This window comes from Streptomyces sp. NPDC048257 (assembly GCF_043201855.1).
In the GTDB taxonomy this organism is placed as follows: Bacteria; Actinomycetota; Actinomycetes; order Streptomycetales; family Streptomycetaceae; genus Streptomyces.
Genome location: NZ_JBICZI010000016.1, coordinates 72216 through 97756 on the forward strand (window position 1 = coordinate 72216; position 25541 = coordinate 97756).

General features: G+C 72.4%; 25 protein-coding genes, 1 pseudogene and 1 riboswitch. Of the genes and pseudogenes, 12 read left to right on the plus strand and 14 right to left on the minus strand.

The features are described 5' to 3' along the window. Positions 1–339: 339 nt before the first annotated feature. Positions 340–618: a MoaD/ThiS family protein gene (locus ACGFZK_RS26185; protein WP_030387325.1), complete on the minus strand. Its 279-nt coding sequence runs from the start codon at positions 616–618 to the stop codon at positions 340–342. A 36-nt stretch (positions 619–654) separates the two neighbouring features. Beyond that, positions 655–1929 carry a threonine synthase gene (thrC, locus tag ACGFZK_RS26190; protein ID WP_393851300.1) on the minus strand — a complete coding sequence of 425 codons (1275 nt, stop codon included), beginning with the start codon at positions 1927–1929 and terminating at the stop codon, positions 655–657. Between the two features lie 17 nt (positions 1930–1946). Further along, a riboswitch (SAM riboswitch) is annotated at positions 1947–2103 on the minus strand. A gap of 185 nt (positions 2104–2288) precedes the next feature. Here thrC and ACGFZK_RS26195 point away from each other — a divergent pair. Both ACGFZK_RS26195 and ACGFZK_RS26200 read left to right on the plus strand, forming a co-directional pair. Then, complete coding sequence (locus ACGFZK_RS26195; RefSeq protein WP_393851380.1) at positions 2289–3239, plus strand: glucosyl-3-phosphoglycerate synthase; 951 nt, start codon at positions 2289–2291, stop codon at positions 3237–3239. 46 nt (positions 3240–3285) lie between these two features. Beyond that, positions 3286–4716 (plus strand): trehalose-6-phosphate synthase, encoded by a 1431-nt coding sequence (locus ACGFZK_RS26200; RefSeq protein ID WP_393851301.1) that lies wholly within the window; start codon positions 3286–3288, stop codon positions 4714–4716. A gap of 113 nt (positions 4717–4829) precedes the next feature. Here the strand turns inward: ACGFZK_RS26200 and otsB are convergent, their stop codons facing one another. The 3 genes from otsB to ACGFZK_RS26215 form a co-directional block, all read right to left on the minus strand. After that, a complete protein-coding gene (gene otsB, locus ACGFZK_RS26205; protein WP_393851302.1) occupies positions 4830–5678 on the minus strand; it encodes a trehalose-phosphatase in 849 nt (282 codons plus the stop codon). 39 nt (positions 5679–5717) lie between these two features. After that, positions 5718–5954 (minus strand): DUF3263 domain-containing protein, encoded by a 237-nt coding sequence (locus tag ACGFZK_RS26210; protein ID WP_030031449.1) that lies wholly within the window; start codon positions 5952–5954, stop codon positions 5718–5720. Positions 5955–6030: 76 nt separating this feature from the next. Further along, positions 6031–7329 (minus strand): ABC transporter substrate-binding protein, encoded by a 1299-nt coding sequence (locus ACGFZK_RS26215; RefSeq protein ID WP_393851303.1) that lies wholly within the window; start codon positions 7327–7329, stop codon positions 6031–6033. Positions 7330–7505: 176 nt separating this feature from the next. On the opposite strand from ACGFZK_RS26215, the gene ACGFZK_RS26220 reads away from it, so the two are divergent. The 3 genes from ACGFZK_RS26220 to ACGFZK_RS26230 all read left to right on the plus strand — a co-directional run bounded on the left by ACGFZK_RS26220 (position 7506) and on the right by ACGFZK_RS26230 (position 10622). Then, positions 7506–8438, plus strand: coding sequence for an ROK family protein (locus ACGFZK_RS26220; RefSeq protein ID WP_393851381.1), 933 nt, complete (start codon positions 7506–7508; stop codon positions 8436–8438). Next, complete coding sequence (gene nagA / locus ACGFZK_RS26225) at positions 8438–9601, plus strand: N-acetylglucosamine-6-phosphate deacetylase (RefSeq protein WP_393851304.1); 1164 nt, start codon at positions 8438–8440, stop codon at positions 9599–9601. The genes ACGFZK_RS26220 and nagA overlap by 1 nt, the downstream gene beginning before the upstream one ends. A gap of 100 nt (positions 9602–9701) precedes the next feature. Next, entirely contained in the window at positions 9702–10622 is a 921-nt protein-coding gene (locus ACGFZK_RS26230; RefSeq protein WP_393851305.1) for a 1-phosphofructokinase family hexose kinase, read from the plus strand. 3 nt (positions 10623–10625) lie between these two features. Here the strand turns inward: ACGFZK_RS26230 and ACGFZK_RS26235 are convergent, their stop codons facing one another. Further along, a complete protein-coding gene (locus tag ACGFZK_RS26235) occupies positions 10626–11639 on the minus strand; it encodes a CBM35 domain-containing protein (protein WP_393851306.1) in 1014 nt (337 codons plus the stop codon). A 68-nt stretch (positions 11640–11707) separates the two neighbouring features. Continuing rightward, entirely contained in the window at positions 11708–13480 is a 1773-nt protein-coding gene (gene cdgB, locus ACGFZK_RS26240; protein ID WP_393851307.1) for a diguanylate cyclase CdgB, read from the minus strand. A gap of 302 nt (positions 13481–13782) precedes the next feature. Between cdgB and ACGFZK_RS26245 the strand changes: the two genes are divergently transcribed. Next, positions 13783–14352: a flavin reductase family protein gene (locus ACGFZK_RS26245; RefSeq protein ID WP_393851308.1), complete on the plus strand. Its 570-nt coding sequence runs from the start codon at positions 13783–13785 to the stop codon at positions 14350–14352. Positions 14353–14379: 27 nt separating this feature from the next. Here ACGFZK_RS26245 and arfB read toward each other — a convergent pair whose 3' ends face one another. After that, positions 14380–14805, minus strand: coding sequence for an alternative ribosome rescue aminoacyl-tRNA hydrolase ArfB (gene arfB / locus ACGFZK_RS26250; protein ID WP_393851309.1), 426 nt, complete (start codon positions 14803–14805; stop codon positions 14380–14382). Between the two features lie 247 nt (positions 14806–15052). Between arfB and ACGFZK_RS26255 the strand changes: the two genes are divergently transcribed. Both ACGFZK_RS26255 and ACGFZK_RS26260 read left to right on the plus strand, forming a co-directional pair. After that, positions 15053–15628 carry a TerD family protein gene (locus tag ACGFZK_RS26255; protein ID WP_393851310.1) on the plus strand — a complete coding sequence of 192 codons (576 nt, stop codon included), beginning with the start codon at positions 15053–15055 and terminating at the stop codon, positions 15626–15628. 112 nt (positions 15629–15740) lie between these two features. Further along, a complete protein-coding gene (locus tag ACGFZK_RS26260; protein WP_393851311.1) occupies positions 15741–16259 on the plus strand; it encodes a GNAT family N-acetyltransferase in 519 nt (172 codons plus the stop codon). Between the two features lie 53 nt (positions 16260–16312). On the opposite strand, the gene ACGFZK_RS26265 is transcribed toward ACGFZK_RS26260, so the two are convergent. Continuing rightward, the gene (locus ACGFZK_RS26265) at positions 16313–17725 is read right to left on the minus strand and encodes a M1 family metallopeptidase (protein WP_393851312.1); all 1413 of its coding nucleotides are present in this window, start codon (positions 17723–17725) and stop codon (positions 16313–16315) included. A gap of 98 nt (positions 17726–17823) precedes the next feature. Further along, a complete protein-coding gene (locus ACGFZK_RS26270; RefSeq protein ID WP_393851313.1) occupies positions 17824–18390 on the minus strand; it encodes a heme-binding protein in 567 nt (188 codons plus the stop codon). A 318-nt stretch (positions 18391–18708) separates the two neighbouring features. Between ACGFZK_RS26270 and ACGFZK_RS26275 the strand changes: the two genes are divergently transcribed. From ACGFZK_RS26275 to ACGFZK_RS26285, 3 genes are read left to right on the plus strand one after another with little or no spacing between them, the layout of a single operon-like run. Continuing rightward, positions 18709–19905 (plus strand): sensor histidine kinase, encoded by a 1197-nt coding sequence (locus tag ACGFZK_RS26275; RefSeq protein ID WP_393851314.1) that lies wholly within the window; start codon positions 18709–18711, stop codon positions 19903–19905. Next, the gene (locus ACGFZK_RS26280; protein WP_393851315.1) at positions 19902–20522 is read left to right on the plus strand and encodes a response regulator; all 621 of its coding nucleotides are present in this window, start codon (positions 19902–19904) and stop codon (positions 20520–20522) included. Before ACGFZK_RS26275 ends, ACGFZK_RS26280 begins: the two co-directional genes overlap by 4 nt. Positions 20523–20567: 45 nt before the next feature. Beyond that, entirely contained in the window at positions 20568–21071 is a 504-nt protein-coding gene (locus tag ACGFZK_RS26285; RefSeq protein ID WP_079405330.1) for a hypothetical protein, read from the plus strand. Between the two features lie 30 nt (positions 21072–21101). Here the strand turns inward: ACGFZK_RS26285 and ACGFZK_RS26290 are convergent, their stop codons facing one another. Beyond that, positions 21102–22148 carry a glycoside hydrolase family 26 protein gene (locus ACGFZK_RS26290; RefSeq protein ID WP_393851316.1) on the minus strand — a complete coding sequence of 349 codons (1047 nt, stop codon included), beginning with the start codon at positions 22146–22148 and terminating at the stop codon, positions 21102–21104. A gap of 577 nt (positions 22149–22725) precedes the next feature. After that, positions 22726–23373 (minus strand): pentapeptide repeat-containing protein, encoded by a 648-nt coding sequence (locus ACGFZK_RS26295; protein ID WP_393851382.1) that lies wholly within the window; start codon positions 23371–23373, stop codon positions 22726–22728. Positions 23374–23507: 134 nt separating this feature from the next. Between ACGFZK_RS26295 and ACGFZK_RS26300 the strand changes: the two genes are divergently transcribed. After that, positions 23508–24500, plus strand: a complete 993-nt coding sequence (locus ACGFZK_RS26300; RefSeq protein ID WP_393851383.1) for a zinc-binding dehydrogenase — start codon at positions 23508–23510, stop codon at positions 24498–24500. 10 nt (positions 24501–24510) lie between these two features. Here the strand turns inward: ACGFZK_RS26300 and ACGFZK_RS26305 are convergent, their stop codons facing one another. Both ACGFZK_RS26305 and ACGFZK_RS26310 read right to left on the minus strand, forming a co-directional pair. Beyond that, on the minus strand, positions 24511–24981 hold the full coding sequence (locus ACGFZK_RS26305; RefSeq protein WP_393851317.1) for a GNAT family N-acetyltransferase: 471 nt from the start codon (positions 24979–24981) through the stop codon (positions 24511–24513). Beyond that, a pseudogene (locus ACGFZK_RS26310) lies at positions 24978–25259 on the minus strand (aminoglycoside phosphotransferase family protein); the annotation flags it as partial. The gene ACGFZK_RS26305 and the pseudogene ACGFZK_RS26310, both read right to left, overlap by 4 nt. Between the last annotated feature and the right edge of the window lie 282 nt (positions 25260–25541).

The following is a 25541-nucleotide window of genomic DNA, read 5'->3' on the forward strand; positions in this document are numbered from 1 at the left end:
TCGACCGAGGCTGAATGTATCTGCGCGGATGCTGTCTGCAACAGGTCAATCCGATGAGAATTCTGGACACCGAGAAACATTGAAATAGAGTGAAAATTTGCCATACTCCCGGGCAACTCGGGCCGGGCATATCTCGCCAAAGCCCCATACCGCACTCGCATGTTGGCCCGATGTCGACCCTTGCGCGGCCCGTTCATATGCAGGGGGCAAGAACAGCGGAGGGGACTTCCCCAACCCTACCGCGCCCAATCAAGCAGAATTGCCCCCTCCGCTTTTAGCGGAGGGGGCAATTTCGGTTTGCGCGTGTCACCTGGGCGGTGACCCCGGAGATCCGGGGAGTCAGCAGCCGCCCGCGACGGCCGGAATGATCGAAACGCCGGCGCCGTCCGGCGTCGCCGCCTGCAGCCCGCCCTCGAAGCGCACGTCGTCGTCGTTGACGTACACGTTCACGAAGCGGCGCAGCTTGCCCTGGTCGTCCAGGACGCGCGCGGCGATGCCCGGGTGGCTCTTCTCCAGGGACTCGATGACCTCGGCGAGGGTCGCGCCCTCGGCCGGGACCTCGGCGGCGCCGCCGGTGTAGGTGCGCAGGATGGTGGGGATGCGGACGTTGACGCTCATGGCGCTACTGCCTTTCCGGGTGCAGAGGGAGGAAGATCAGGCCAGGCCGGCGGCGCGGAACGCGTCCAGGCTCGGGCGGATGGTGGCGGTCTGCCCGCTCTCCGCGGCCACCGCCTCCAGGGTCTTGAGTCCGTCACCGGTGTTGAGGACGACGGTGGTCAGCGTCGGGTCGAGCTGCCCGTTCTCGATGAGCTTCTTCGTCACACCGACGGTCACCCCGCCCGCGGTCTCCGCGAAGATGCCCTCCGTCTGCGCCAGGATCTTGATGGCCTCGACGACCTGCTCGTCCGTCACGTCCTCGACGAAACCACCGGTGCGGCGGGCGATGTCCAGGACGTACGGGCCGTCCGCCGGGTTGCCGATGGCCAGCGACTTGGCGATGGTGTTCGGCTTCTGCGGACGGACCACGTCGTGACCGGCCTTGAAGGCGGTCGACACCGGGGAACAGCCCTCGGCCTGGGCACCGAAGATCTTGTACGGCTTGTCCTCGACGAGGCCGAGCTTGATCAGCTCCTGCAGGCCCTTGTCGATCTTCGTCAGCTGCGAACCGGACGCGATCGGGATCACGATCTGGTCGGGCAGCTGCCAGCCGAGCTGCTCGCAGATCTCGTACGCCAGGGTCTTGGAGCCCTCGCCGTAGTACGGGCGCAGGTTGACGTTGACGAAGCCCCAGCCCTCGCCCAGCGGGTCGCCGATGAGCTCGGAGCAGAAGCGGTTGACGTCGTCGTAGTTGCCCTCGATGCCGACCAGGTCGCCGCCGTACACACCGGCCATGACGACCTTGCCCTGCTCCAGGTCGTGCGGGATGAACACGCAGGAACGGAAGCCGGCCCGGGCGGCCGCGGCGCCGACGGCGCCGGCCAGGTTGCCGGTCGAGGAGCAGGACAGGGTGGTGAAGCCGAAGGCGCGGGCGGCCTCGACGGCGATGGCCACGACGCGGTCCTTGAAGGAGTGCGTCGGGTTGCCGGAGTCGTCCTTGACGTAGAGCTTGCCGGTGACGCCGAGCTCCTTGGCCAGGTTGGCCGCGTCCACGAGCTTGGTGAAGCCGGGGTTCAGGCTGGGCTTGGAGGCCACGTCCGCGGGGACGGGCAGCAGCGGGGCGTACCGCCAGATGTTGTTGGGGCCGGCCTCGATCGCGGCGCGCAGGGCTTCGGGGTCACCGGTCGGGAGGTCGTAGGCGACTTCCAGCGGTCCGAAACACTCGGCGCACGCGAAGATGGGGCCGAGCTCGAAGCGGGTACTGCACTCACGACAGGAAAGGCCGGTGGCAGGTCCGAGATCAACAGAGGTGGCGACAGTCTGTGCAGCCATGATGGCGAGGCCCTTTCTCCTCATCTTCCCCATGGCGCACTTCGCCATGAGACGGAATTGGCACCTTCCCTAGCCGGGGACCTCGCTGATGTCGCTGACGAGCGATCGCGAGAACCGACTGGAGGGTTGCCGGGGCTTCAACGGGCCGTGTCCCTCTGCCCCTCTGGATGAGCGGTATGGCACCGGCACACGCGCTCTGTGGCGCGCCGGTGCGTTTGTTCGCGGGGACCCCCGGCATGCGGTGGTCCTTCGCGTTGTTCAAGACTGTAACCGAAGGCCCGGGCGGTTGAGACAGCCGTCCGAACCGCGAGATGGATCACATACCGGCGAATATCGCCGACGAGCAGGGAGTACTGAGGGTGCTGGAAGAGGTGGAGCGATGGCTGGCCGACCGCTCCTGGTCCGCCGCCGACCGACCGCTCGACCAGCTGCTCGAACGGAAACGGGCGGCCGGGACCACGGTCAGCGTGGTGCTGCCCGCGCTGGACGAGGAGGCGACGGTCGGCGCGATCGTCGAGGTCATCCGGCGTGAGCTGATCGAGGGACTGCCCGTCCCCCTGGTCGACGAGCTGGTCGTCGTCGACTCGGGCTCCACCGACCGCACCGCGGAGGTCGCGGCGAAGGCCGGGGCCCGGGTGGTGCACCGTGACGACGTGCTGCCGCGCATCCCGCCACTGCCCGGCAAGGGCGAGGTGCTGTGGCGCTCGCTGCTGGTCACCGGCGGGGACGTCGTCTGCTTCGTCGACGCCGACCTGCGGGACTTCAACGCCGCCTTCGTCTCCGGGATCCTGGGCCCGCTGCTGACCGACCCGGGCGTGCAGTTCGTCAAGGCGATGTACGACCGCCCGCTCGGGGACACCCCGGGCCAGGGCGGCCGGGTCACCGAGCTGGTCGCCCGCCCGCTCCTCAACCTCCACTGGCCGCAGCTGGCCGGCTTCGTCCAGCCGCTGGGCGGCGAGTACGCCGTACGCCGCTCCCTGCTGGAACGGCTGCCGTTCCCCGTCGGGTACGGGGTCGAGCTGGGCCTGCTGGTCGACGCGCTGCACACGGTCGGGCTGGACGCGCTGGCCCAGGTGGACGTGGGCGTGCGGGTCCACCGCCATCAGGACGGGCAGGCGCTGGGCCGGATGGCCGCGGCGATCTACCGCACCGCCCAGGTGCGGCTCTCGCGCGGGCACCTCGTACGGCCGGAGCTGACCCAGTTCGAGCGCGGGCCGGAGGGCTTCGCGCCGCGGACGTACCCGGTGGACACGGAGGAGCGGCCGCCGATGGCGGGCATCAAGGAGTACGCGCTGCGTCGCGTGGCTTGAGCGATCATACGGTTTGAGCAGGGCCAAGCCGGGCTAGGTTGGCCGCATGGCTTACCAGGTACTCGTAGCAGCGAACCGCGGCCCCCTCTCCTACGCCCTCGCCGAGGACGGGACGCTCAGCACCCGGCGCGGCGGGGGCGGTCTCGTCTCCGGGCTCTCCGCCGCCCTCGCGGAGCAGCCGCAGACGCTGTGGATCTGCGCGGCCCTGTCGGACGCGGACCGGGAGGCGGTCCGCCGGGGCGAGGCCGAGCCGGGCGTCCGGATGCTGGACATCGATCCCACGATGTACGACGACGCGTACAACGGCATCGCCAACTCCGTGTTGTGGTTCACCCACCACCACCTGTACGACATCCCGCGCGAGCCGGTCTTCGACGCCGCGTTCCGCCGCCAGTGGGAGTCGTACGAGCGCTACAACCAGGCCTTCGCCGAGGCGCTGGCCGAGGAGGCGGCGCAGGGCGCGCGGGTCCTGGTCCAGGACTACCACCTGGCCCTGGTGCCCGGACTGCTGCGGGCGCTCCGACCCGACCTGCGGATCGCGCACTTCACGCACACCCCGTGGGCCTCGCCCGCTTACCTCGCCATGCTGCCGGACGTGGTGCGCGAGACGCTGCTCTGGGGCATGCTCGGCGCGGACGTGCTGGGCTTCCACACCGAGGCCTGGGCGGCCGAGTTCCTGGCGTCGGCGGAGCTGGACGACGCGTGGGGCCGGGCCGAGGTGCAGGAAGACTCGGTGGTGGAGCACCGCCGGTACTCGGTGTGGCCGGCCCGCACGACCCGGGTACGGGCGTACCCGCTGGGCGTGGACGGGGACGAGCTGCGGGCGCTGGCGGACCGGCCGGAGGTGGACGCCAAGCTGGCGGAGCTGCGGGCGGAGGTCGACGGCCTGAAGACCATCGTCCGCGTGGACCGCACGGAGCTGTCGAAGAACATCCTGCGCGGCCTGCTGGCCTACCGGGAGCTGCTGACGGAACACCCCCGGTGGCGGGGCCGGGTGGTGCACCTGGCCTCGGCGTACCCGTCACGGCAGGACCTGAGGGTGTACCGGGACTACACGGACGCGGTGGCGGGCCTGGCGGCGGAGATCAACGCGGAGTTCGGCACGCAGGACTGGCAGCCGGTGCTGGTGTCGGTGAAGGACGACTTCGCGCGCTCGCTGGCGGCGTACCGGCTGGCGGACGTGGCGCTGGTGAATCCGGTGCGGGACGGGATGAACCTGGTGGCGAAGGAGATCCCGGTGGTGTCGGAGGCGGGGTGCGTGCTGGTGCTGTCCACCGGGGCGGGGGCGTACGAGGAGCTCCGCCAGGACGCGCTGACGGTGAACCCGTACGACGTGACGCAGACGGCCGAGGCGTTGCACGCGGCGCTGTCGATGCCGGCCGCCGAACGTGCGGAGCGCACGAAGCGTCTGGCTGCCGCCGCCACGGCCCTCCCGCCCGCCGCCTGGTTCACGGCCCAGCTGTCGGCCCTGACCTGAGCGAGTTCAGCCCAGCCGGCATTTGAGGCGCGCGGGGGCCCGGGCACCGGCCCCCGGCGCCGTTGCCGGGGCTCCGCCCGGGGGTTCGGGGGTGGCGCCCCCGCAGCGGACGGTCAGTTTTGTAGGGCCTTGGCGAGATCGGCCAGGAAGGCAGCCACCGAGGCCGGGCCCGGCACCACCAGGTCCGCCCGCGCGGCGAGCTCCGGGACCTCGGCGGAGCCGCTGCACACCAACAGCCCGGGCAGGCCGTCGGCCCTCCGCTTCTCGACCGCCGAGTACGCGGCCAGGTCACCGAGGTCGTCGCCCGCGTACAGCACCGCCTCCGCGTCCCGCTCCGCCAGGAACTCGGTCAGGGCGACGCCCTTGTCCATGCCCGGCGGCCGCAGCTCCAGCACCGCCCGCCCCGGCTCGACCATCAGCCCGTGCCGTGCCGCCAGCTCGGCCAAAGGCTCCCTCAGCGCCGCGAAGGCCGCCGCCGGGTCCTCCGCCCGCCGGGTGTGGACGGCCAGCGCCCGGCCCTTCTCCTCGATCCAGGTGCCGCGCCAGGCCCCGATGGACTCCAGGAACCCCGGCAGCTCGGCCCGTACCGCCGCCACCCCGGGGTGCTCGGCGGGCGCGTGGACGATGCCGCTGACGGCGTCCCACCGTTCGGCTCCGTAGTGGCCGAGGACGACCAGGTGTTCCAGCCCGTCGACCCCGGCGAAGCCCCCGTAGCGGACGGCGACGCCCGCCGGCCGGCCGGTGATCACCGCCACCGAGTCGACCTCGGGGGCGAGCGCCGAGAGGGCCGGGACGGCTCCGGAGTGGGCTCGGGCCTGGTCCGGGTCCGGGACGATGTCGGCGAGAGTGCCGTCGAAGTCCAGGGCGACCACGGACCGGCGAGGCGCGCGGAGCAGGGCTTCGAGCCCCTCGCGCCCGGCTGCGGTGACGGGCATCGGCAGGTCGTGCGGATGGCTCCCCATACGCACGACCCTAACGGCCCAACCCGGCGACGGCTACGGCTATCGCCGGGCTCGCTGCGCCTCGCGGATCCTGCGCAGCCGGTTCACCGTGCCCGGGGCGTGGGCCAGCGCGCGCGGATCGTCCATCAGCGCGTTGAGCAGCTGGTAGTAGCGGACGGGGGTCATCCCCAGTCCTTCCCGGATGGCCCGTTCCTTGGCTCCGGGCCCGGGCCAGGTGCGTCCCTCGTACGCGAGCACCGCGGCCTCCGTGGCCGTCAGCTGCCCCTCGTCCGTCATACCGCCAGATTAACGCCGCGCTCTGACACCCGGCCCGCCGGCACCCGGCCCACCGGCGCCGGCCCGCCGACTCCGGTCAGCGCGGGTCCGCCGCCCGGGCCGCCGTGGCGATGTCCTCCAGTACCTTCGCCGGCTGGCCGCCCGGCTGGACGGTCTTGCCGATGTTCTGCTTGATGTCCTCGCTGACGCCCGCCCAGGACTTCTTGCCGACCGGGTAGAGCCGCGAGCCGGGCAGGGCGGTCAGGAAGGGCTTCAGCTGCGGCGCCGAGCCGCCCGTCGCCGCCTGCTTGGCCTGGTAGCCGCTGGTGGTGGCGGGCAGCAGGTCGTACTTGTCGGTGAAGGCCGTCACGTTCTTCGGCTGGTACAGGAAGTCCAGGAACTTGCCGGACTGCTCGCGGTGGCCGTTCTTGAAGGCCATGACCCAGTCCGCGACGCCCATCGCGGGCTGCTCGCTGCCGTCGGAGGTGGGCAGCGTGACCATGCCGTACTTCACGCCCTTGGCCTCGGCCTGCTTGAGCAGCGTCGGGTGGCCGTTGAGCATGCCGACCTCGCCCTTGGTGAAGCCGTCGAAGGCGGCCTGGCGGTCCAGCTTGCCGGGCTCCACCGGTCCGGTCAGCCCCTGGCCGACCATCTTGTCGCGCAGGAACTCCAGCGCCTTGACGTTGTCGGCGGAGTCGATCGAGTAGGACTCCTCGTTGTCGGTGTAGCCGCCACCGCCCGCGAGCATCCACATCATCGTCTCGGCCTGGGCCTCCTCGCGGCCCAGCGGCACCGCGAAGGGGGTGGGCACGCCGGCCGTCTTGAGCTTCTTGGCGGCCGCCTCCAGGTCCGCCCAGCTCTTCGGCTGCCAGCCCTTGGCGTCCTTGCCGATCACACCGGCGTCGGCCAGCAGCTTCTCGTTGTAGAAGAGCAGCCGGGTGCTGGCCACGAAGGGCATCCCGTACTGGACCTGCTTGACCTTGCCGGCGTCCGCGAGCGGCCCCAGGAAGTCCGCCTCGGTCTTCACGGAGAGCAGCTCCCCCGCCGAGTACAGCTTGTCGGCGGCCGCGTAGTCGGCGTAGGCGCCGATCTGGGCGATGTCCGGGGCCTTGCCGGCCTTGACCATCTCGGCGACCTTGGCGTCGACCTCGGACCAGGAGTAGACGCTGACCTCGACCTTGGTGCCGGGGTTGGCCTTCTCGAAGCCCGCGGCGAGGTCCTTCCAGTAGGCCTCGGAGGAGTTCTGCGGATTGTCCCCGTAGTCGGCCGCCACGACCCGCAGGGTCACCTCGTTGTCTCCGGTGAGTCCGCCGAGGGCTCCGCAGCCCGTCAGCGTCACGGCAGTCAGGCACAGTGCGGCGCCGGACGCGGCCAGGCTCAGGTAACGACCCTTCACGGTTCTCGATCCACCCCTTGTTGTACGTACGATCCACGTAAGGTCTACACCACTTTGGCGGCTCGTCCACATCGGGCTCCCCACCAGGGTCCCGAATTTGTATGGCCACTCAACAATCCCCCTCAATGGACTAGACCTTTCCCCGCCGAGCACGCGAGACTGTCTCTGTGAAACCCGTGAAACACGTCATCGCCCTCGATGTGGGCGGCACCGGGATGAAGGCCGCCCTCGTCGCCGGCGACGGCACCCTGCTCCACGAAGCGCGCCGGGCCACCGGCCGCGAGCGGGGCCCCGAGGCCGTCGTCGAGACGATCCAGGACTTCGCCGCCGAGCTGCTCGCCACCGGCCGGGAACGCTTCGGACGGCCCGCCTCGGCCGCCGGGGTCGCCGTCCCGGGCATCGTCGACGCCGAGAACGGGATCGCCGTCTACGCGGCGAACCTGGGCTGGCGCGACGTACCGATGCGCGCCCTGCTCAGCAGCCGCCTCGGCGGCATCCCGGTGGCCCTCGGCCACGACGTGCGCACGGGCGGACTGGCCGAGGGACGCATCGGCGCCGGCCGGGGCGCCGACCGCTTCCTCTTCGTCCCGCTCGGCACCGGCATCGCCGGCGCCATCGGCATCGCCGGCCGCATCGAGGCCGGCGCCCACGGCTACGCGGGCGAGATCGGGCACATCGTGGTGCGCCCGGGCGGCCCCGCCTGCGGCTGCGGCCAGCACGGCTGCCTGGAGACCCTCGCCTCGGCCGCGGCCGTCAGCCGCGCCTGGGCGGCCGCCTCCGGCGACCCCGAGGCCGACGCCGCGGACTGCGCCAAGGCCGTCGAGTCCGGTGACGCGCGCGCCCGGGAGGTCTGGCTGGCCGCCGTCGGCGCCCTCGCCGACGGCCTGGTCACCGCGATCACCCTGCTGGACCCGCGCACGCTGATCATCGGTGGCGGGCTGGCCGAGGCGGGGGAAACCTTGTTCACACCACTACGGACGGCCGTGGAGGAGCGCGTGACGTTCCAGCGGCTCCCCCACATCGTGCCGGCGGCCCTCGGGGACACCGCCGGATGCCTGGGCGCAGGGCTGCTCGCCTGGGACCTACTCGCCACGGAGGTACCTGCCTGATGTCCGGAAGCGCGCACAGCACTGTTCTTTCCGGCGCCAGGGTGGTGCTGCCGACCGGAACGGTGGCGGGCGGCAGGGTCATCGTCGACGGCGACCGCATCGCCGGCAGCGCCCACGAGGGCTCGACGACCGTCGACCTGACCGGGCACTGGATCGTCCCCGGCTTCGTCGACATGCACAACCACGGCGGCGGCGGCGCCTCGTTCACCTCCGGCACCGCCGAGGACGTCCTCAAGGGCGTGCGCACCCACCGCGAACACGGCACCACCACCCTGATCGCCTCCACCGTCACCGGGGACCTGGACGAACTGGCCCGCCGCGCAGCCCTGCTCGCCGAGCTGACCCAGCAGGGCGAGATCGCCGGCATCCACTTCGAGGGGCCGTTCATCAACCCCTGCCGCAAGGGCGCGCACAAGGAGGACCTGCTCCGCGACCCCGACCCGGCCGAGGTCCGCAAGCTCATCGACGCCGCGCACGGCGCCGCCCGCATGTTCACCCTCGCCACCGAACTGCCGGGCGGCCTGGACTCCGTACGGCTGCTGGCCGAGCACGGGGTCATCGCCGCGATCGGCCACACGGACGCCACGTACGAGCAGACGCGCGCCGCCATCGAGGCGGGCGCGACCGTGGCCACCCACCTCTTCAACGCGATGCCGCCCCTCGCGCACCGCGAACCCGGCCCGATCGCCGCGCTGCTGGAGGACGAGCGGATCACCGTCGAGCTCATCAACGACGGCACCCACCTGCACCCGGCGGCCCTGGAACTGGCCTTCCACCACGCGGGCGCGCACCGCGTGGCGCTGATCACCGACGCGATGGACGCGGCCGGCTTCGGCGACGGGACCTACCACCTCGGCCCGCTGGAGGTCGAGGTCAAGCACGGTGTGGCACGGCTGGTGGAGGGCGGCTCCATCGCCGGCTCGACCCTGACCCTGGACACCGCCTTCAAGCGCTCGGTGACCCTCGACAAGCTGCCGGTGGAGTCCGTGGTCCAGGCGATCTCCGCCAACCCGGCCAAGCTGATCGGCCTCTACGACGAGATCGGCTCGCTGGAGCCCGGCAAGTACGCGGACCTCGTCGTCCTGGACGCCGGGTTCGACGTCACGGGCGTCATGCGGCGCGGCGAATGGATCGTCAGCCCGCCCTCCCGACCGGCGATCTGACGGCCAAGCGGCCGTACGCAGGGAAAACGGTCGGCCCCGGGGCTGGGCCGACCGCCCTGCGTTTGGCATGATCCCGGCAGCAACAGACCCGGGAGTGCCGATGATCCTGACCGTGACGCTCAACACCGCACTCGACGTCACGTACCGAGTGCCGCGGCTGCTTCCGCACGCCTCGCACCGGGTCTCCGGCGTCGCCGAACGCGCCGGCGGCAAGGGGATCAACGTCGCGCACGTCCTGGCCGCGCTCGGCCACGAGGTGACCGCGACGGGCTTCGCGGGCGGCCCGGTGGGCTCCGTCGTACGCGGGCTGCTGGCACGGTCCCCGGGCGTGGCCGACTCCCTGGTGTCCTGCGCCGGCAACACCCGCCGCACGGTGGCCGTGTCCGACGCCGCCTCCGGCGACACCACGCAGTTCAACGAGCCGGGCCCGGTGATCACCGGCACGGAGTGGTCGCGGTTCCTGGCGCACTACGAGGACCTCGTGCGCGGCGCCCGCGCCGTGGCCCTGTGCGGCAGCCTCCCGCCGGGCGTGCCGGTGGGCGCGTACGCGCTGCTCGTCCGGTCGGCCCGCGCGGCCGGGGTCCCGGTCCTCCTGGACACCAGCGGCGAGGCCCTGCGCCGCGGGGTCGCGGCCCGCCCCGAGATCATCAAGCCGAACGCCGCCGAACTGGCCGAGCTCACCGGATCCCGCGACCCGCTGCCCGCCACCCGCGACGCCCGCCGCCGGGGCGCCCACGCGGTGGTCACCTCGCTCGGCCCGGCCGGCCTGCTGGCCGCCACCGCCGAGGGCACCTGGCAGGCGGCCCCACCGCGCCCGCTGTCCGGCAACCCCACCGGAGCCGGTGACTCCGCGGTCGCCGGCCTGCTGTCCGCCCTGGCGGAGGGCTTGGACTGGCCGGCCCGCCTCACCCGCGCGGTCGCCCTCTCGGCGGCCACGGTGCGCGCCCCGGTGGCGGGAGAATTCGACCCCCGCACCTACGAGGAGGTACGGGGGTCGGTGAAGGTCACGACGGCCGGCTAGGTCCTAGAAGTTTTCGAGCCACAGCTGGTCGATGTTGACGTTGCAGCTGTTGCCGGCCTCACAGGACAGCTTGATCGTGTTGGCGCCCTTTTCGAGGTTCACCTGGCCCCAGGTGGTCTGCCAGCCCTTCTCCCAGTCGCCCTTCGGCGACTTGGCGAAGTTGCGCATGCTGATCGGCGCCTCGTTGGCCTTGCCGTTGACGGTCAGCGTGCCGTTGGCGTCCTCACCCGGGATGCCGAACCGGACGTAGAACTTGTACTTCCCGGCCTTGGGGACGTCCAGGGTCCAGGTCACGGCCGCGCCGGGCCGGTTGAACCCGCCGACGTACTGGCCGCCCGAGCTCTTCGCGCCCGGCACCGTGGTCTCCAGGGCCGCGCCGCCCGTGATGGACATGCCCGCGCCGGCCGCCTCGCCCTTGGGCAGCGGGACCTCCGAGGGCTTCGTGCTCGGGGTCGGGCTGCCCGGGTTCTGCGGGGCGGCCGACTGCTGGCCGCCGTTCGCGGTGTCGTCGTTCTTGCCCTTGCCCTTGTCCTTGTCGCCGAACTGCAGGGCCGCGACGATGCCGATCACGACCACGGCGACCACCGCGACCGCCGCGATCAGCAGGCCGCGACGGCTGGAGCCGCCGCCCCCGCCGTGACCGCCGGGCTGGGCGACCGCCTGGGTCTGGTGCTGCGGGGGCTGCGCCTGCTGCGGAACGCCGTAGCCGCCCGCATGGAGGGCTTCCGGGGCCTGGTACTGGGCCTGGTAGGGCGGCTGCTGCGCAGGCACCTGACCGCGCTGGCCGCCGTTCCGGCGTTCGCCGACCGTCCGCACCTGGTGGTGGGAGGTCCGGGGAACCCCGGGCTGCGCGCCGGAAGGACCGCCTGCCGCGGGCCCCGGGTAGCCGTATGCGCCGCCCTGCCCGGGCGGTGTGGCTCCGGCCGCCCGGCCGTCCTCGTAGAGGTAGCCGAACGGATCGTCGTCCTCGGGCTTGTTCGCCCCACCGTGCGGGCCGTTGTTCGCGGGCGTCGTCATCGCAGGTCACTCCTTTCGACCCCCGGGAGCCTACCCCGAACACGTGCACCCACGGGCGGCCGACCGGCTCAGCCTGCCCTGCGATGGGCCTTTGACCGGGACCTTTTCTCGATATACATCCGCTGGTCGGCGGAGCGCAACACCTCGTCGGCGGACATCCCGCAGCTGGCCCAGCCGATGCCGAAACTGGCCCCGACCCGCACCGCACGGCCGTCGACCCTGATCGGCGGGATGATCGCGTTGCGCAGCCGGACGGCCAGGTCGGCGGCGTCCGCCGCACCGAGCCCGTCGGCCAGGACGACGAATTCGTCACCACCCAGCCGAGCGACGGTGTCACCGTCCCTGACGCCCGTCGTCAGCCGCCGGGCGACCTCGATCAGGACCGCGTCGCCGGTGTGGTGCCCGAACCGGTCGTTGATCGACTTGAAGCCGTCGAGGTCGCAGAAGAGGACCGCGAGCCCCTTCGTACCGTCGTCGATGTCGGTCGCGGGGGCCACCGTGTGCACGTGGTGGTCGTACGGGCCGTCCGCCGGGGCCGACGGCGCGCCGGGGAACTCGAAGGGATCGGCCCCCTGGAACCGGTCGGGGCCGTCGGCGTGAAACCCGTGCTCACCGGCACCACCCGCCTCCGCCGCCACCGGATGCCCGTCGTGCCCCGCGTGCCCGGGGGCGTGTCCCGCGGCGGGCCCCGGGTGCCCGTCGTACGCGTCGCGCCCCTCGAAGGCCGCGTCCAGCGCCTCGACCGCGGTGGCCCGTACGGACTGTGGCCTGCGGCACAGCCGCGCGCCGAGCCGGGCCCGCAGCTCGGCGCTGTTGGGCAGGCCGGTCAGCGAGTCGTGGCTGGCGCGGTGGGCGAGCTGCAGCTCGTGCCGCTTGCGCTCCTCGATGTCCTCGACGTGCGTGAGCAGGAACCGGGGACCGTCGGCGGCGTCGGCGACGACGGAGTTGCGCAGCGAGACCCATACATACGTGCCGTCGCGGCGGCCCAGGCGCAGCTCGGCGCGGCCGCCCTCGGCGGAGGTGCGCAGCAGAGTGCCGATGTCCTCGGGGTGGACCAGGTCGGAGAAGGAGTAGCGGCGCAGTACGGAGGCGGGCCGGCCGAGCAGCCGGCACAGCGCGTCGTTGGTCCGCAGCAGCCGGCCGTGCTGGTCGCCGCCCATCTCGGCGATGGCCATGCCGCTGGGCGCGTACTCGAAGGCCTGGCGGAACGACTCTTCGCTGGCCCGCAGCGCCTGCTGCTCGCGCTCCAGCCGGACGAGGGCGCGCTGCATGTTCGCACGGAGCCTGGCATTGCTGATCGCAATCGCCGCCTGGAAGGCGTACATCTGGAGCGCTTCGCGGCCCCAGGCGCCGGGCCGGCGCCCGTTGCGCGGTCTGTCCACCGAAATGACACCCAGAAGTTCCCCGCCGGACGCGTACATGGGCGCATAGAGCCGGTCCTCGGGGTGCCACTCGTCCTCGAACCGCGGATCGGGTCCGTCGGTGTGCCACTGGGGGACGTCGTCCTCCATGAGGACCCAGCCCTCGGTGTGCGGGATGAACCTGAGTCCGTCCCAGTTCTCACCCATCGTCAGGCGGCGCTCCCAGGAGGCGCGGGAGCCGACGCGGCCGGTGATGAGAGCCTCCGCGGCGGGGTCGCCCGCGAAGGCGGCGACGACGAGATCACCGTCCGGGCGAACGAGGTTGACACAGGCGAGTTCGTAGCCGAGGCCCACGACGATGCCGTCCACGACGGTCTGCAGAGTGTCCGCCAGGCTCCTGGCCGTATTGAGCTCGGCCACCACCCGGTGCAGCTGCCGCAGGGTCGCAAGACGGACGTACGGCTCCGACTCGGTCTCCATTGCTCGCTCTCCCCGAGACCTCGACAGCAACTCCAGGTTTGTCATCGGCGTTTCGTTGCGGTGTCCCGTCCACTGAATCACAGTGAGCTGTGCGGCAGGTACACAGGGTCAACAAATCTTGCCCTCTGTGAGTCAAGTCACATCAGGTGAATATCGGTGCGCAGTGGGCTGCTGTATGCCTGGGAGCGCTCCCTCACATTCCCGAGAGCAAACGATACGCCCGGGCCTAGGCCAAGGGGCGGGGACGCGACTCGGACCAGCGCCCGATGTGCGTCGCGGAAGGGCGAGATTAGCGTTTCAGCGTGCTGAAGACGACCCCCGTACCCGCCGCACCCCACGGAACCCCCCATGCTGAGGGGGTGAGCAATGACGAGTTCCGGGCCGCGATGTCCCGGCTGGCGGCGGGCGTGTGCCTGATCACCGCACACGAGCCCCCGCTGACGGCGGACGGCCCGCGCGGCGAGGACGCCGGCATGACGGCGACCGCGTTCCTGTCCGTGTCCCTGGACCCGCCGCTGGTCCTGGTGAGCCTGCGCGAGGGCTCCCGGATGGACGACCTGCTGGCGGAACAGCCGTTGTGGGCGGTGTCGGTGCTCGCCGACCACCAGCTCCAGGTGGCGGGCCGCTTCGCCATGAAGGGCCGCATCAGCGACCGGCTGCTCTTCGCCGACCTGCCGTACGTACGCGGCGAGGCCTCCGGCGCGCCCCTGCTGACCGGCGCCCTGGCCACCCTGGAGTGCCGTACGGAGAACCGCGTCGAGGCGGGCGACCACACCCTGGTCCTCGGCCGGGTCCTGACGGCCGGCCTGCCGGCCCCGGACTCGGCGCCGCTGACGTACTTCCGCGGGCGCTACCGGCACCTGGGCGCGTAGCGCCTGCTCGCAGGGCCCGCGCAGGAGCTACCAGTCCCGGGCCGTGCGGCCGCGCTTGGTCTCGGCCCGTGCCTTCTTCTCGCGCAGCCGGCGCTCGTTGATCCCGCGCGGGATCTTCGTCGCCCGGCGCTGCTTCGGCGGCGGCGCCGTCGCCTCGGCCAGCAGCGAGGCCAGCCGGACCAGTGCCATCTCCCGGTTGCGCAGCTGCGAGCGGTGCTCGGAGGCCCGGACGGTCACCACCCCGTCCACCAGCTTCGCCGCGAGCCGCTCCAGGGCCCGCTCCTTCCACACCTCGGGCAACGACCGGGTGGCCGCCAGGTCGAACAGCAGCTCCACGCGCGAGTCCGAGGTGTTCACGTGCTGACCGCCGGGTCCCGAGGAACGCGAGAACCGCCAGGCGAGCTCTCCCTCGGGGAGCACGACCGAACCGCGGATGACATAGGGACCAGGCATGCCCCTATGATCCGCCCCCGCCCCCGCCGCCGTCACCCGCATTTACCGGCCCGGTTTCCGGCCCGGCGTCCGGCTCGGTTTCCGGCCCGGCGTCCGTCCCGGTTTCCGGCTCGGTTTCCGGCTCGGGGAGATTCGCCGTCACGGACAATTCACGACGGGAACCCGACCGGCCTCTCGTCGCGTTATAGGGGGCAGCGGTAGTTTGACCGCCTGTACGTGCATGTTGGATGAGGAAAGGGACATTCCCATGGCTGTCAGCCTGTCCAAGGGCGGCAACGTCTCGCTCACGAAGGAGGCCCCCGGCCTCGCTGCCGTCACGGTCGGCCTCGGCTGGGACGTCCGTACGACGACCGGTGTCGACTTCGACCTCGACGCTTCGGCAATCGCGGTGAACCCGACGGGCAAGGTCGTCTCCGACGGCCACTTCGTCTTCTTCAACAACAAGTCCACCCCGGACCAGACCATCGTCCACACCGGTGACAACCGCACCGGCGAGGGCCAGGGCGACGACGAGGCCATCAACGTCAACCTGGCGGGCCTGCCCGCCGACGTGGACAAGATCGTCTTCCCGGTCTCCATCTACGACGCCGAGGCCCGCAGCCAGAACTTCGGCCAGGTCCGCAACGCGTACATCCGCGTCGTGAACCAGGCCGGCGGCGCCGAGATCGCCCGCTACGACCTCTCCGAGGACGCGGCCACCGAGACCGCCATGGTCTTCGGCGAGCTCTACCGCAACGGCGCCGAGTGGAAGTTCCGCGCGGTCGGCCAGGGTTACGCCTCCGGCCTCACCGGCATCGCGCAGGACTTCGGCGTCAACGTCTGAGTCCGCGACCGGGTCCGCGTCGGGGTCTGTATCTGAGACCCCGACAGGACACCAGCGCTGGTGAAGCCCCCTCCCGGCCGTCCGGGGAGGGGGCTTCGCTACCGTTCGACGGGTGATCCTGCAACCGCTCGTCCCCGTCGACGGCGCCCTTCCCGGTCCGGTCCTCACCGAGATCGCCGCCCTCTATTCGACGAACCACGCGTTCTTCGAACTCAGCGGGGACTTCCCCGACCCGGACCGCATCACGGTCGAACAGGTCGCCGCCGCGCTCGCCGGTGAACTCGCCCACGACGGCGCCGAGGTGCTCCTCGCCCGCTCCGCCGGCCGCCTCGTCGGCCTGGCCGCCACGCTCACCCGGGCGCTCGGCGCCGACGACCCGGACCCGTGGATCGGCCTGCTGCTCATCGACGCCACCGCGCACCGCGAGGGATACGGCCGCGCCGTCGCCACCCTCGTCGAGGACCGCTTCCGCGCCGCCGGACGCGCGGGCGTACGGATCGCCGTACTGGACAACAACCCCAAGGCCCTCGCCTTCTGGGAGTCCCAGGGGTACCGCACCCTGCGCAAGGCCGAGGACCGCGAGCTGGGCCGCGACTGCACCGTGCTGCGCAAGCCGCTCGAAGCCCCGTAAGACGAGCCGTGACGAGTCGTGACGAGTCGTGACGAGTCGTGCGGACGACCGGCCTACTCGGGCCGGTCCTTCCCGTACAGCCACACGTCCCAGACCTTCTTCAGGTCGTGCCCCGTCTTCTCCTCGGCGTAGGCGGTGAAATCGGCCGTACTCGCGTTCCCGTGCCGGTGATCGGCGGCCCAGCCGCGCACCAGCGCGAAGAACGTGGCGTCGCCCACCTCCTGACGGATCCGGTGCAGGACCATCGCGCCGCGGTAGTACACCGGCTGCGCGGAAATCTCCTCGGGCCCGGGCGGGGCGGCCGGCGGAAAGGCGTCCCAGTCGGAGTCGGCCTCCGCGTCGACGTCCGTGTCACCGGCCAGGAAGGCCTCGAAGTGCTCCTGCGCCGTGGGCCCGTCGTGGTCCTCGGCCCACAGCCACTCCGCGTAGGTCGCGAAGCCCTCGTTGAGCCACATGTCCTTCCAGGACTTCGGCGACACCGAGTTGCCGAACCACTGGTGCGCGAGCTCGTGCACGACGAGCTCCTGGGACGTGGGCGCACCGGGGAAGACCGGCCGGCCCTGCGTCTCCAGCGCGTAGCCGAGGGTCCCGGCGGGCAGCACGATCGCACCCGCCGAGGCGAAGGGGTACGGACCGAACCGCCCGCTGCCCCACTCCACCATCTCCGGCAGCCGCGCGAGCGGCCCCGTACTCGCGGCGGCCTCCCCGGGCGCCACGGCGCTGTAGAGGCCGACCCCCGACGGCGTCCGCCCGGTCGTCACCTTGTACGGCCCGATCACGGCGGTCGCCAGATAGCTCGCCATCGGCTCCGGGCTGTGCCACGCGAACACGGTGCGCCCGTCCCCGTCCTCGGTACGGGAGCGCAGTTCGCCGTTCGACACGGCCTCGTAGCCGCGCGGGACGGTGAGCGTGATGTCGTACGCGGCCTTGTCGCTGGGGTGGTGGTTGCCGGGGAACCAGGTCATCGAACCGACCGGCTCGCCGACGGCGACTGCGCCGTCCCCGGTGGTGATCCAGCCCTCCTTGGAACCGTCCGGATCCGCGAGGGGCTTCGGCTTCCCGCTGTAATCGACCTCCGTCCGGAAGACCTCGCCCTTCTTCAGGTCCTCGGCCGGGCGCACGGTCAGCTCGTTGCCGGTCCGGTTGTACCGGGCCGCCGCTCCCTGCACCGTCACCGCTTCGACGCTCAGACCGCTGAAGTCGAGGTTGAAGGAGCTGAGTCCCTGCTCGGCGCGGGCGGTGATCACGGCCGTACCGTGCAGCTGCCCGTCGGCGGGGTCGTAGTCCAGGTCCAGCGCGTAGTGGTCGACCTGGTAGCCGCCGTTGCCGGCCCGGGGGAAGTACGGATCGCGCAGCCCCGACGCACCCGGCCGCCCCTGCACCGTGTCCCCCGTACACCCCGTGGTGAGGGCGAGCAGGGCGGCAACGGCAGGGGCGGCGAGGCGGGAGAGAGCACGGTGTTCCACGCACTCGATCCTAGGGCCCGTCCTGCCGATGAGGCCGGGCCCGGCTTGCCCGGCACGGCACCTCGCCGCGTTGTCGAAACGCGCGAGTACAGCGCGGATTACCTGCCCAGCGCGTCGACGCCCGCCTTGGCGAACTTCTCGTCCAGGTCACCGCTCGGGGCGCCGGCCACACCGATGCCCGCAACGGGCGCGCCGTCGGCCTGGACCGGGGTGCCGCCACCGAGGAAGAGGGTGCCGGGGATGTCCTTCAGGTTCGGGGTCTGGGCGAGGCGGCCCGCGAGCACCGAGGTCGGGGCGTTCCAGGACACGGCGGTGAAGGCCTTGCGCTCCGCCGACTCGTAGGACTGCGGGCCGGCGCCGTCGCCGCGCAGGGTGACGATGGTGTTGCCGTTGCGGTCGACGACGGCGACCGTCACCTTCTGGTTCTCGGCCTGGGCGGCCTTGAGCGCGGCCTGGGCGGCGCGGGTCGCGGCGTCCACGGTGAGGTGCGTCGTCGTGGTGAAGTTCTTGTCGCTCGGTCCGTCCTTCTTCGACGAGGCCGCGGCGACGGAGGCCGAAGCGGTGTCGGTGGCGGGGGTCGCGCTGGCGCTCACGGCACCGAGGGCTCCGGCGCCCAGGGCGACGGCGAGGGCGGTACCGGTGAGAACGCGGGTGCGGGTGTTCATCTCTGCTCCTGAGAACGGTGGCACACGGCACGGTGGCACGTGACGGCATCGGGTCGGTCCGGGCCGGTCGGACCGGCTCCTTCACTGCTCCAAGCCTGTCCCCGAACCCCCCGCCACCCCGTCCCCGTACCGGCTCGCCCCGCCCACCGCACCGGCGGACCCCCGGGTCATCCGATCGGTCGATGCGCACCGCCCCCGGCGAGGTATTTCCTGGCCAAGGCCGCCGGCCCCTCCGGCCCTTCCAGCCCCGCCGGCGATTGAGGCGCGGGGGCCCGGGGGCAGCGCCCCCGCAACGGCGCCGCAGCCGACAATGGACGCATGCCCCGGACCGAGGAGCACCCCGTGCACCCCGTGCAACCCGCCCCGCCGCGCGACGACACCCGAACGCTGGCCACCGTCGCGCACACCGCGTTCTTCCTGCTCCTCGGCGCCTCCGTGGTCCGCTTCCTGCTGCGTCACCCCGGCGAACCCCGCACCCCGTGGATCATCGCCCTCAGCATCACCCTGGCCCTGCTCTACGTACTCGGCCCCGCGCTCGGCGCCGCCCCCACCGCCCGGCGGCTCCTGTGGCTCGGCCTGGTCGTCACCACCTGGGTGGTCCTGGTCGTCCTCGCGCCGAGCTTCGCCTGGTGCGCCGTACCGCTGTTCTTCACCGCCCTGCGCACCCTCCCGCCGCGCGCCGCGATCGTGCTGGTGGCCCTCCTCACCGGCTTCGTGGTGATCGCCCAGCTCCAGCTGGCCAAGTCCTTCGACCCCAACCTGCTGCTGGCCCCGCCCGCCGTCGCCGCCCTCGCCACCGCCGTCTTCGTCCACATGGAACGCCAGGCCCAGGCCCAGCGGACCCTGATCGACGACCTGATCCGCACCCGCCGGGAACTCGCCGCCACCGAACGCCGTGAAGGCACCCTCGCCGAACGGCAGCGGCTGTCGATGGAGATCCACGACACCCTCGCCCAGAACCTCTCCAGCCAGCAGATGCTGCTCCAGGCCGCCGACCGCACCTGGGACACCGACCCGGCCACCGCCCGCGCGCACGTGCGTACCGCCACCGGCATCGCCGCACGCGGCCTCGCCGAGGCCCGCCGGCTCGTCCACGACCTGGCCCCGGCCGAGCTCGCGGACGGCGCCGGGCTCGCCGACGCCCTGCGCTCCCTGGACGCCGGCCCGGACATCGAGGTCCGCTTCCACCTCGAAGGCACGGCGGCCCCGCTCCCGGACCGCGTCCAGTCCGCCCTGCTGCGCATAGCCCAGGGCGCACTGGCCAACGTCCGCGAGCACTCCGGCGCCCGTACGGCCGCACTCACCCTGAGCTTCCTGGGCGACCAGGTCGTCCTGGACATTGCCGACGACGGCCACGGCTTCGCCGAGCCCCGCACCGACACCGCCGAACGCGGGCACGGCCTCCCGGCCATGCGGGCCCGCGTCCGCCAGCTCGGCGGCACCCTGACGCTCGAATCCACGCCGGGCGAGGGCACCGTCCTCTCCGCGGCCATCCCCCTGGAGCCGGCCCCATGACGACGATCCTCCTCTGCGACGACCACGTCGTGGTCCGCGCCGGACTCCTGGCCCTGCTCGGCAGCGAGCCGGACATCGAGGTCGTGGGCGAGGCGGGCAGCGGTGAGGAGGCCGTCGCCCTCGCCGCCAAGCTCCACCCCGACGTGGTCCTGATGGACCTCCAGCTGGGCGAGGGCATCGACGGCGTCGAGACCACCCGGCGCATCACGGCGCTCCCCCGGCCCCCGCACGTCCTGGTCCTCACCACCTACGACACCGACGCGGACATCACCCGGGCGATCGGCGCGGGCGCCACCGGCTACCTCCTCAAGGCCGAACGCCCCGAGGAGCTCTTCGCCGCCATCCACTCCGCGGCCCAAGGGCGCACCACCCTGTCCGCCCCGGTCGCCAGCCGGGTGATGGCCCACATGCGCGGCGCCCGCCCCACCCTGACCGACCGCGAACTGGACATCCTCGGCCAGCTGGCCCGCGGCCTCGGCAACCGCGACATCGCCCGCGCCCTGTTCATCAGCGAAGCCACGGTCAAGACCCACCTGGGCCGCATCTACGACAAGCTCGGCGTCGACACCCGCGCGGGCGCGGTCTCGGTGGCCAAGGAACAGCGCCTCCTCCCCTGACACCGGAGGTGAGCGGCCCCGGGCACCCGTGACACCATCGGCTACGTGCTCGACATCGGCTACTCCCTCTCCCGGCGTTTCCCGGACCCCCCGCAGACCGACTACCGCTCCGCGGACGTCCACACCCTGCGGCACGACCTGTTCTGCGGGGACGTGTACCTCGCCGACACCAACGCGGACCGGGAAGTGTCCACAGCCTGGGGATGGGTGCCCGTACTGGACTTCGCCTGGGCGCTGTGCGACATCGTCGAGCAGCTCGACAAGGACCCCCGCGGCAACCGCTCCGCCAACCGGCAGTACGCCGAGCTCGACTTCACCGAGTCCACGGACCGGATGCTCTTCGAGCGCCGCTTCGGCTGGGTCGACGTCGAGGCCGACTGGATGCCCGCCGAGGAGGCCCCGCTGACCTTCAGCCACCGCCTGCTGCGCCGCGAGGCCCGCGACTTCCTGCACGACCTCATCGCGGACCTGATCGACATGCACGACGGCCTCGCCGACAACCCCGCCATCTGGACCCTCCAGGCCCGCTTCCCCCGCGTCCCGGCGTAGGCCGTCTCTTTCTTTCAGGGGCGGCGCGGGTCACCGGGCCGGATCGGGGGCGGTGCTGTCCGAGGAGGCGCCGTCCGAGGCGGACAGGAACTCCCGGAACACCTGTGTGGAACGCGGGTTCTGCCCGCACTGCCACACGCCGTGCGGGCAGTAGTCGGTGATGCTGTGGTAGAGCGGCTCGTGCTCGGCGAACCACGCCAGCATGCGCCGCACGTACTCGGGATTGTCGCCGTGCCGGAACAGCCCCCATTCGGGGTACGAGATCCGCTTGCCGTGCGCCTTCGCGAAGTCGACCTGCTGCTGGAGTCCGTAGGGCTGGGTGACCTGCTCGTCGAAGGTACGGCCGGGCTCCTGGTCGTAGGAGTCCATACCGAGGACGTCGACCACGTCGTCGCCGGGATAGCAGCTGGTCCAGGCGATCGCGTCACCCCCGCGGTTGGGGGCGTAGTCGAAACGGAACCGCTGCCCCTCCACCGAACGCATGGCGGCCACGATGCGCCGCCAGTACGTCTTCCAGTTCTCGGGGTCGGGACGGCAACGGTGGGTGTAGTTGAAGCCGTTCATCTCCCAGCCGAGCACGATCACCGTGTCCGGCACCCCGAGATCGACCAGTCGCCTGGCCAGCCGCTGGAAGTGGTGGTCGTTCGCACCCTGGGCGCCGGAGCGGATCAGCTCCGCGACCCGGCCGTCGGGGACACCGGCCTCGTTGCGCTCCTGCATGGGCACGTTCAGGACGAACAGCCGATCGGCCCTCTCGTTGCGCCACCGTGCCCAGCTGCGCAGGGAGTCGGGAGCCCCCTCGATGTTCGCCCAGGTGTCGCCGGGCAGATAGGTGTGCCCGGCGCGCAGCTCGGTACCGCCGAGCCAGCGCGAGAGTTCCCGCATCCGCTCGACGCCGGGCGAGCCGTAGTGGAGGTAGGCGCCCACGGCGACCCCGGCGGCCTCCGGCCCCGCGCCGCCCCCGGACCCTTCCCGCGGCGGCGGTGTGCCGAGCACGCCCCCCATGACAAGCAGGCCGACGGCGACCGTACTGGCGCAGGCGCCCGCCAGCCAGCGGCGGCGACGGCGATGGGACATGACACCTCCACAGGCCTCGTGTACCGATGTGCTGCCTGCGAGGTTAGGCACCTCCTCGGATGACCGCCCGTCCGGATATCCGGGTGCTCAGCCATTCGCCGCAGCCGCCCGTCTCCACCTGGCCCGACCGGGTGAAGACCCACCACCCGCCATACCCGCCTGGCCATCGGCGCACCCGGCTCCCGGCGCGGCCGCTCCAGCCCGCCGTCATTTGAGACGCGGGGTGCCGGGAGACGCCCCGGCCCCCGGCCCCGCCACTCCAGGCCCGCCGGCATTTGAGACGCGGGGTGCCGGGAGACGCCCCGGCCCCCGGCCCCGCCACTCCAGCCCCGCCGTCATTTGAGACGCGGGGTGCCGGGAGACGCCCCGGCCCCCGGCCCCGCCACTCCAGCCCCGCCGGCATTTGAGACGCGGGGTGCCGGGAGACGCCCCGGCCCCCGGCCCCGCCACTCCAGCCCCGCCGTCATTTGAGACGCGGGGTGCCGGGAGACGCCCCGGCCCCCGGCCCCGCCACTCCAGCCCCGCCGTCATTTGAGACGCGGGGTGCGGGGCAGCGCCCCGGCAACGGCGCCGCAGGCTACGAGACCACCCGCACCCCCAGCTGCGCAGCCATCGCCGGAGCCAGCTCGAACAGCTGCCCAGGACTGATCACGGCCCCGGCCAGCGCATCCACCCCCCGCGCGATCTCCAGCACGGAGACCCCGCGCAGATCCACATCCGCCATCCGGACCCCGCTGAAGTCCACCCCCCGCAGCCCGCAGTCCCGGAATTCCACCCGTTCCAGCACCGCCCCCGCGAAGTCCGGCTCCACCAGCACGCACCCCTCGAAGACCACGTCCTTGAGCCGCGCCTTCCGCAGGTTCAGGTAGTCGATCTTGCCCGCACGCACCACCACCCGCTCCAGCACGGCCCCGTGCATCTGCACGCCGCCCAGCCGCGCGTCCACCAGCTCCACGTCCCGCAGCGACGCCCCCGACAAATCAGTCCCCACCCCCCGGACCCCCTCCAGCACCGAGTCCAGGATCCGCGCCTTCGCCAGCCCCGCCTCGTCCAGCGCACACCGCCGCACCGCGCAGTCCATGAACCGGGCCCCGATCCCCTCCTGCCCCGCCAGGTCCAGGTCCGCGAACTCCAGCCCGTCGTAGTCCCCGTCCGGCTCCAGCCCGTCCCCCGCCCACGCCGTCAGCTCCGGCAGCCGCAGCTCCGGCCGCCGCGCCGCCTTCACCGTCACCTGCTGCTGCGCCTGCTGCCCTTTTCGCACCATCCCCCCATCGTGAACCAGCCCACTGACAACAGCCGACAACGGCCGCCCTTGACCTCAACCCCGCTTGAGGTCGCACCGTGGTCGCCATGACCACCATGCGCGCCATCCGCCTGCACGCCTTCGGCCCCGCCGAGAACCTCTCCTACGAGCGCACGGACATCCCCGTCCCCGCCCCCGGCCAGGTCCGCATCGCCGTGGCCGCCGCCGGCGTGCACCTCCTCGACACCAGCCTCCGCCAGGGCGTCCAGGGCCCGCCCGCCCCGCTCCCCGAGCTCCCCACCGTCCCCGGCCGCGAGGTCGCCGGCACCGTCGACGCCCTCGGCCCGGGCACCGACCCCACCTGGCTCGGCCGCTCCGTCGTCGTCCACCTGGGCTTCGTCCCCGGCGGCTACGCCGAGTACGCCGTCGCCGACGCCGACCGCCTGCACGCCGTACCGCCCGGCCTCGACCCCGCCGAAGCCGTCGCCATGATCGGCACCGGCCGCACCACCCTCAGGATCCTCCAGTTCGCCGACCTCGGCCCGGACTCCGTCGCCCTGGTGCCCGCCGCCGCGGGCGGCATCGGCACCCTGCTCGTCCAGTACGCGGTGAACGCCGGCGCCACCGTCATCGCCCTCGCCGGCGGCCCCGCCAAGACCGCCCGCGCCGCCGCCAACGGCGCCCACCTCGCCCTCGACTACACCGCCCCCGGCTGGCCCGACGCCGTACGCGCCCAGTACCCCGGCGGAGCCACCCTCCTCTTCGACCCGGTCGGCGGCGAAATCGCCCGCACCGCCCTCGGCCTGCTCGCCCCCGGCGCCCGGCACCTCGTCTTCGGCTGGTCCGGCGGCCCCCTCGACCTCACCGGCCCCGAGCGCGCCGACCTCACCGCCCGCGGCATCACCACCCAGGGCGTCCTCGGCCCGGCCATGCTCCAGCGGGTCGGCGCCCCCGACCCGCTGCGCGTCCTGGAGACCCGCGCCCTCGCCGAGGCCGCCGCCGGCCGCCTGCGCCCGGCCCTGACCCGCTACCCGCTCGCCGAGGCCGCCGCCGCCCACCACGCCCTGGAAACCCGCGCCACCACCGGCAAGGTCGTCCTGGAACCCTGACCCGCCCCCGCTACGAGCCCAGCTCCGCCAGCGCCCCGTCGGTCAGCCGGTACACCGACCACTCCTCCTGCGGCCGCGCGCCCAAGGCCTCGTAGAAGGCGATCGTCGGCGCGTTCCACTTCAGCACCGCCCACTCCAGCCGCTCGTAGCCCCGCTCCACGCACGTCCGCGCCAGCTCCCGCAGCAGTGCCTTGCCGTGGCCGCCACCGCGCACGCCCGGCCGTACGTACAGGTCCTCCAGGTAGATCCCGTGCACCCCGCGCCACGTCGAGAAGGAGAGGAACCACATCGCGAAGCCGACGACCTCCCCGTCCTCCGTCTCCGCGACGTGCGCGAACACCGCCGGGCGCGCCCCGAACAGCGCCTCCCGCAACTGCTCCTCGGTGGCCCGGGCCTCGTGCGGCACCTTCTCGTACTCCGCGAGCTCGCGGATCATCGCGCGGATGGCGGGGACGTCGGTGACTTCAGCGCTACGGATCATGCCCGCAGCCTAGAACGAGGGCGCAGCACCTCGACGACCGTCAACTGGTCCTCGTCCAGGCGCTCTTCCCCGTCCTCCACGTCCCACAGGCAGTTCTGGAGCACCCGCCCCAGCGTCCAGGCCCGCGCCCGCTCCCGGTCCAGCCCCGCCGCCTCGGTCAGCAGGTCGAACCGCCACCGCACGTCCTCGGCCCGGAAGTTGTGGATGATCGCCGGCATCAGCTCGAATCCCGGATCGCCCGCCAGCGGCTTCGGGTCGATCGCCAGCCACGGCTCCCGGGCGCGCCCGTCCGGAACCTCGATCTCACCCATCCCCCGACGGTAGCCACTGCGGCTTCCCTCCAGGGTGGGCCGGCGGTGTGCGGCGACCTCCCCCTCCCCAGACGGGCCGCCTCAAACGCCGGCGGGGCTCAAAGGGTGGGGCCGGGCTTCGACGGCGTGAGGGGAGTGGGGACGGGGCGGGGTGTCCCCGCAGGACGAGCGCGCAACCACCCTGCACAACCGAGAAGAGCCCGCACGCGCCGAGCCGAGGAGACACCCCGCCCCGTCCCCACGCACCGA

What these genes read in the sequence shown, in the direction of transcription:
- ACGFZK_RS26185 (WP_030387325.1), bottom strand. Translation starts at nt 618, where the DNA reads ATGAGCGTCAACGTCCGCATCCCCACCATCCTGCGCACCTACACCGGC.
- thrC (WP_393851300.1), bottom strand. Translation starts at nt 1,929, where the DNA reads ATGGCTGCACAGACTGTCGCCACCTCTGTTGATCTCGGACCTGCCACC.
- ACGFZK_RS26200 (WP_393851301.1), top strand. Translation starts at nt 3,286, where the DNA reads ATGGCTTACCAGGTACTCGTAGCAGCGAACCGCGGCCCCCTCTCCTAC.
- otsB (WP_393851302.1), bottom strand. Translation starts at nt 5,678, where the DNA reads ATGGGGAGCCATCCGCACGACCTGCCGATGCCCGTCACCGCAGCCGGG.
- ACGFZK_RS26210 (WP_030031449.1), bottom strand. Translation starts at nt 5,954, where the DNA reads ATGACGGACGAGGGGCAGCTGACGGCCACGGAGGCCGCGGTGCTCGCG.
- nagA (WP_393851304.1), top strand. Translation starts at nt 8,438, where the DNA reads ATGTCCGGAAGCGCGCACAGCACTGTTCTTTCCGGCGCCAGGGTGGTG.
- ACGFZK_RS26230 (WP_393851305.1), top strand. Translation starts at nt 9,702, where the DNA reads ATGATCCTGACCGTGACGCTCAACACCGCACTCGACGTCACGTACCGA.
- ACGFZK_RS26235 (WP_393851306.1), bottom strand. Translation starts at nt 11,639, where the DNA reads ATGACGACGCCCGCGAACAACGGCCCGCACGGTGGGGCGAACAAGCCC.
- cdgB (WP_393851307.1), bottom strand. Translation starts at nt 13,480, where the DNA reads ATGGAGACCGAGTCGGAGCCGTACGTCCGTCTTGCGACCCTGCGGCAG.
- arfB (WP_393851309.1), bottom strand. Translation starts at nt 14,805, where the DNA reads ATGCCTGGTCCCTATGTCATCCGCGGTTCGGTCGTGCTCCCCGAGGGA.
- ACGFZK_RS26255 (WP_393851310.1), top strand. Translation starts at nt 15,053, where the DNA reads ATGGCTGTCAGCCTGTCCAAGGGCGGCAACGTCTCGCTCACGAAGGAG.
- ACGFZK_RS26270 (WP_393851313.1), bottom strand. Translation starts at nt 18,390, where the DNA reads ATGAACACCCGCACCCGCGTTCTCACCGGTACCGCCCTCGCCGTCGCC.
- ACGFZK_RS26275 (WP_393851314.1), top strand. Translation starts at nt 18,709, where the DNA reads ATGCCCCGGACCGAGGAGCACCCCGTGCACCCCGTGCAACCCGCCCCG.
- ACGFZK_RS26280 (WP_393851315.1), top strand. Translation starts at nt 19,902, where the DNA reads ATGACGACGATCCTCCTCTGCGACGACCACGTCGTGGTCCGCGCCGGA.
- ACGFZK_RS26290 (WP_393851316.1), bottom strand. Translation starts at nt 22,148, where the DNA reads ATGTCCCATCGCCGTCGCCGCCGCTGGCTGGCGGGCGCCTGCGCCAGT.
- ACGFZK_RS26300 (WP_393851383.1), top strand. Translation starts at nt 23,508, where the DNA reads ATGCGCGCCATCCGCCTGCACGCCTTCGGCCCCGCCGAGAACCTCTCC.
- ACGFZK_RS26305 (WP_393851317.1), bottom strand. Translation starts at nt 24,981, where the DNA reads ATGATCCGTAGCGCTGAAGTCACCGACGTCCCCGCCATCCGCGCGATG.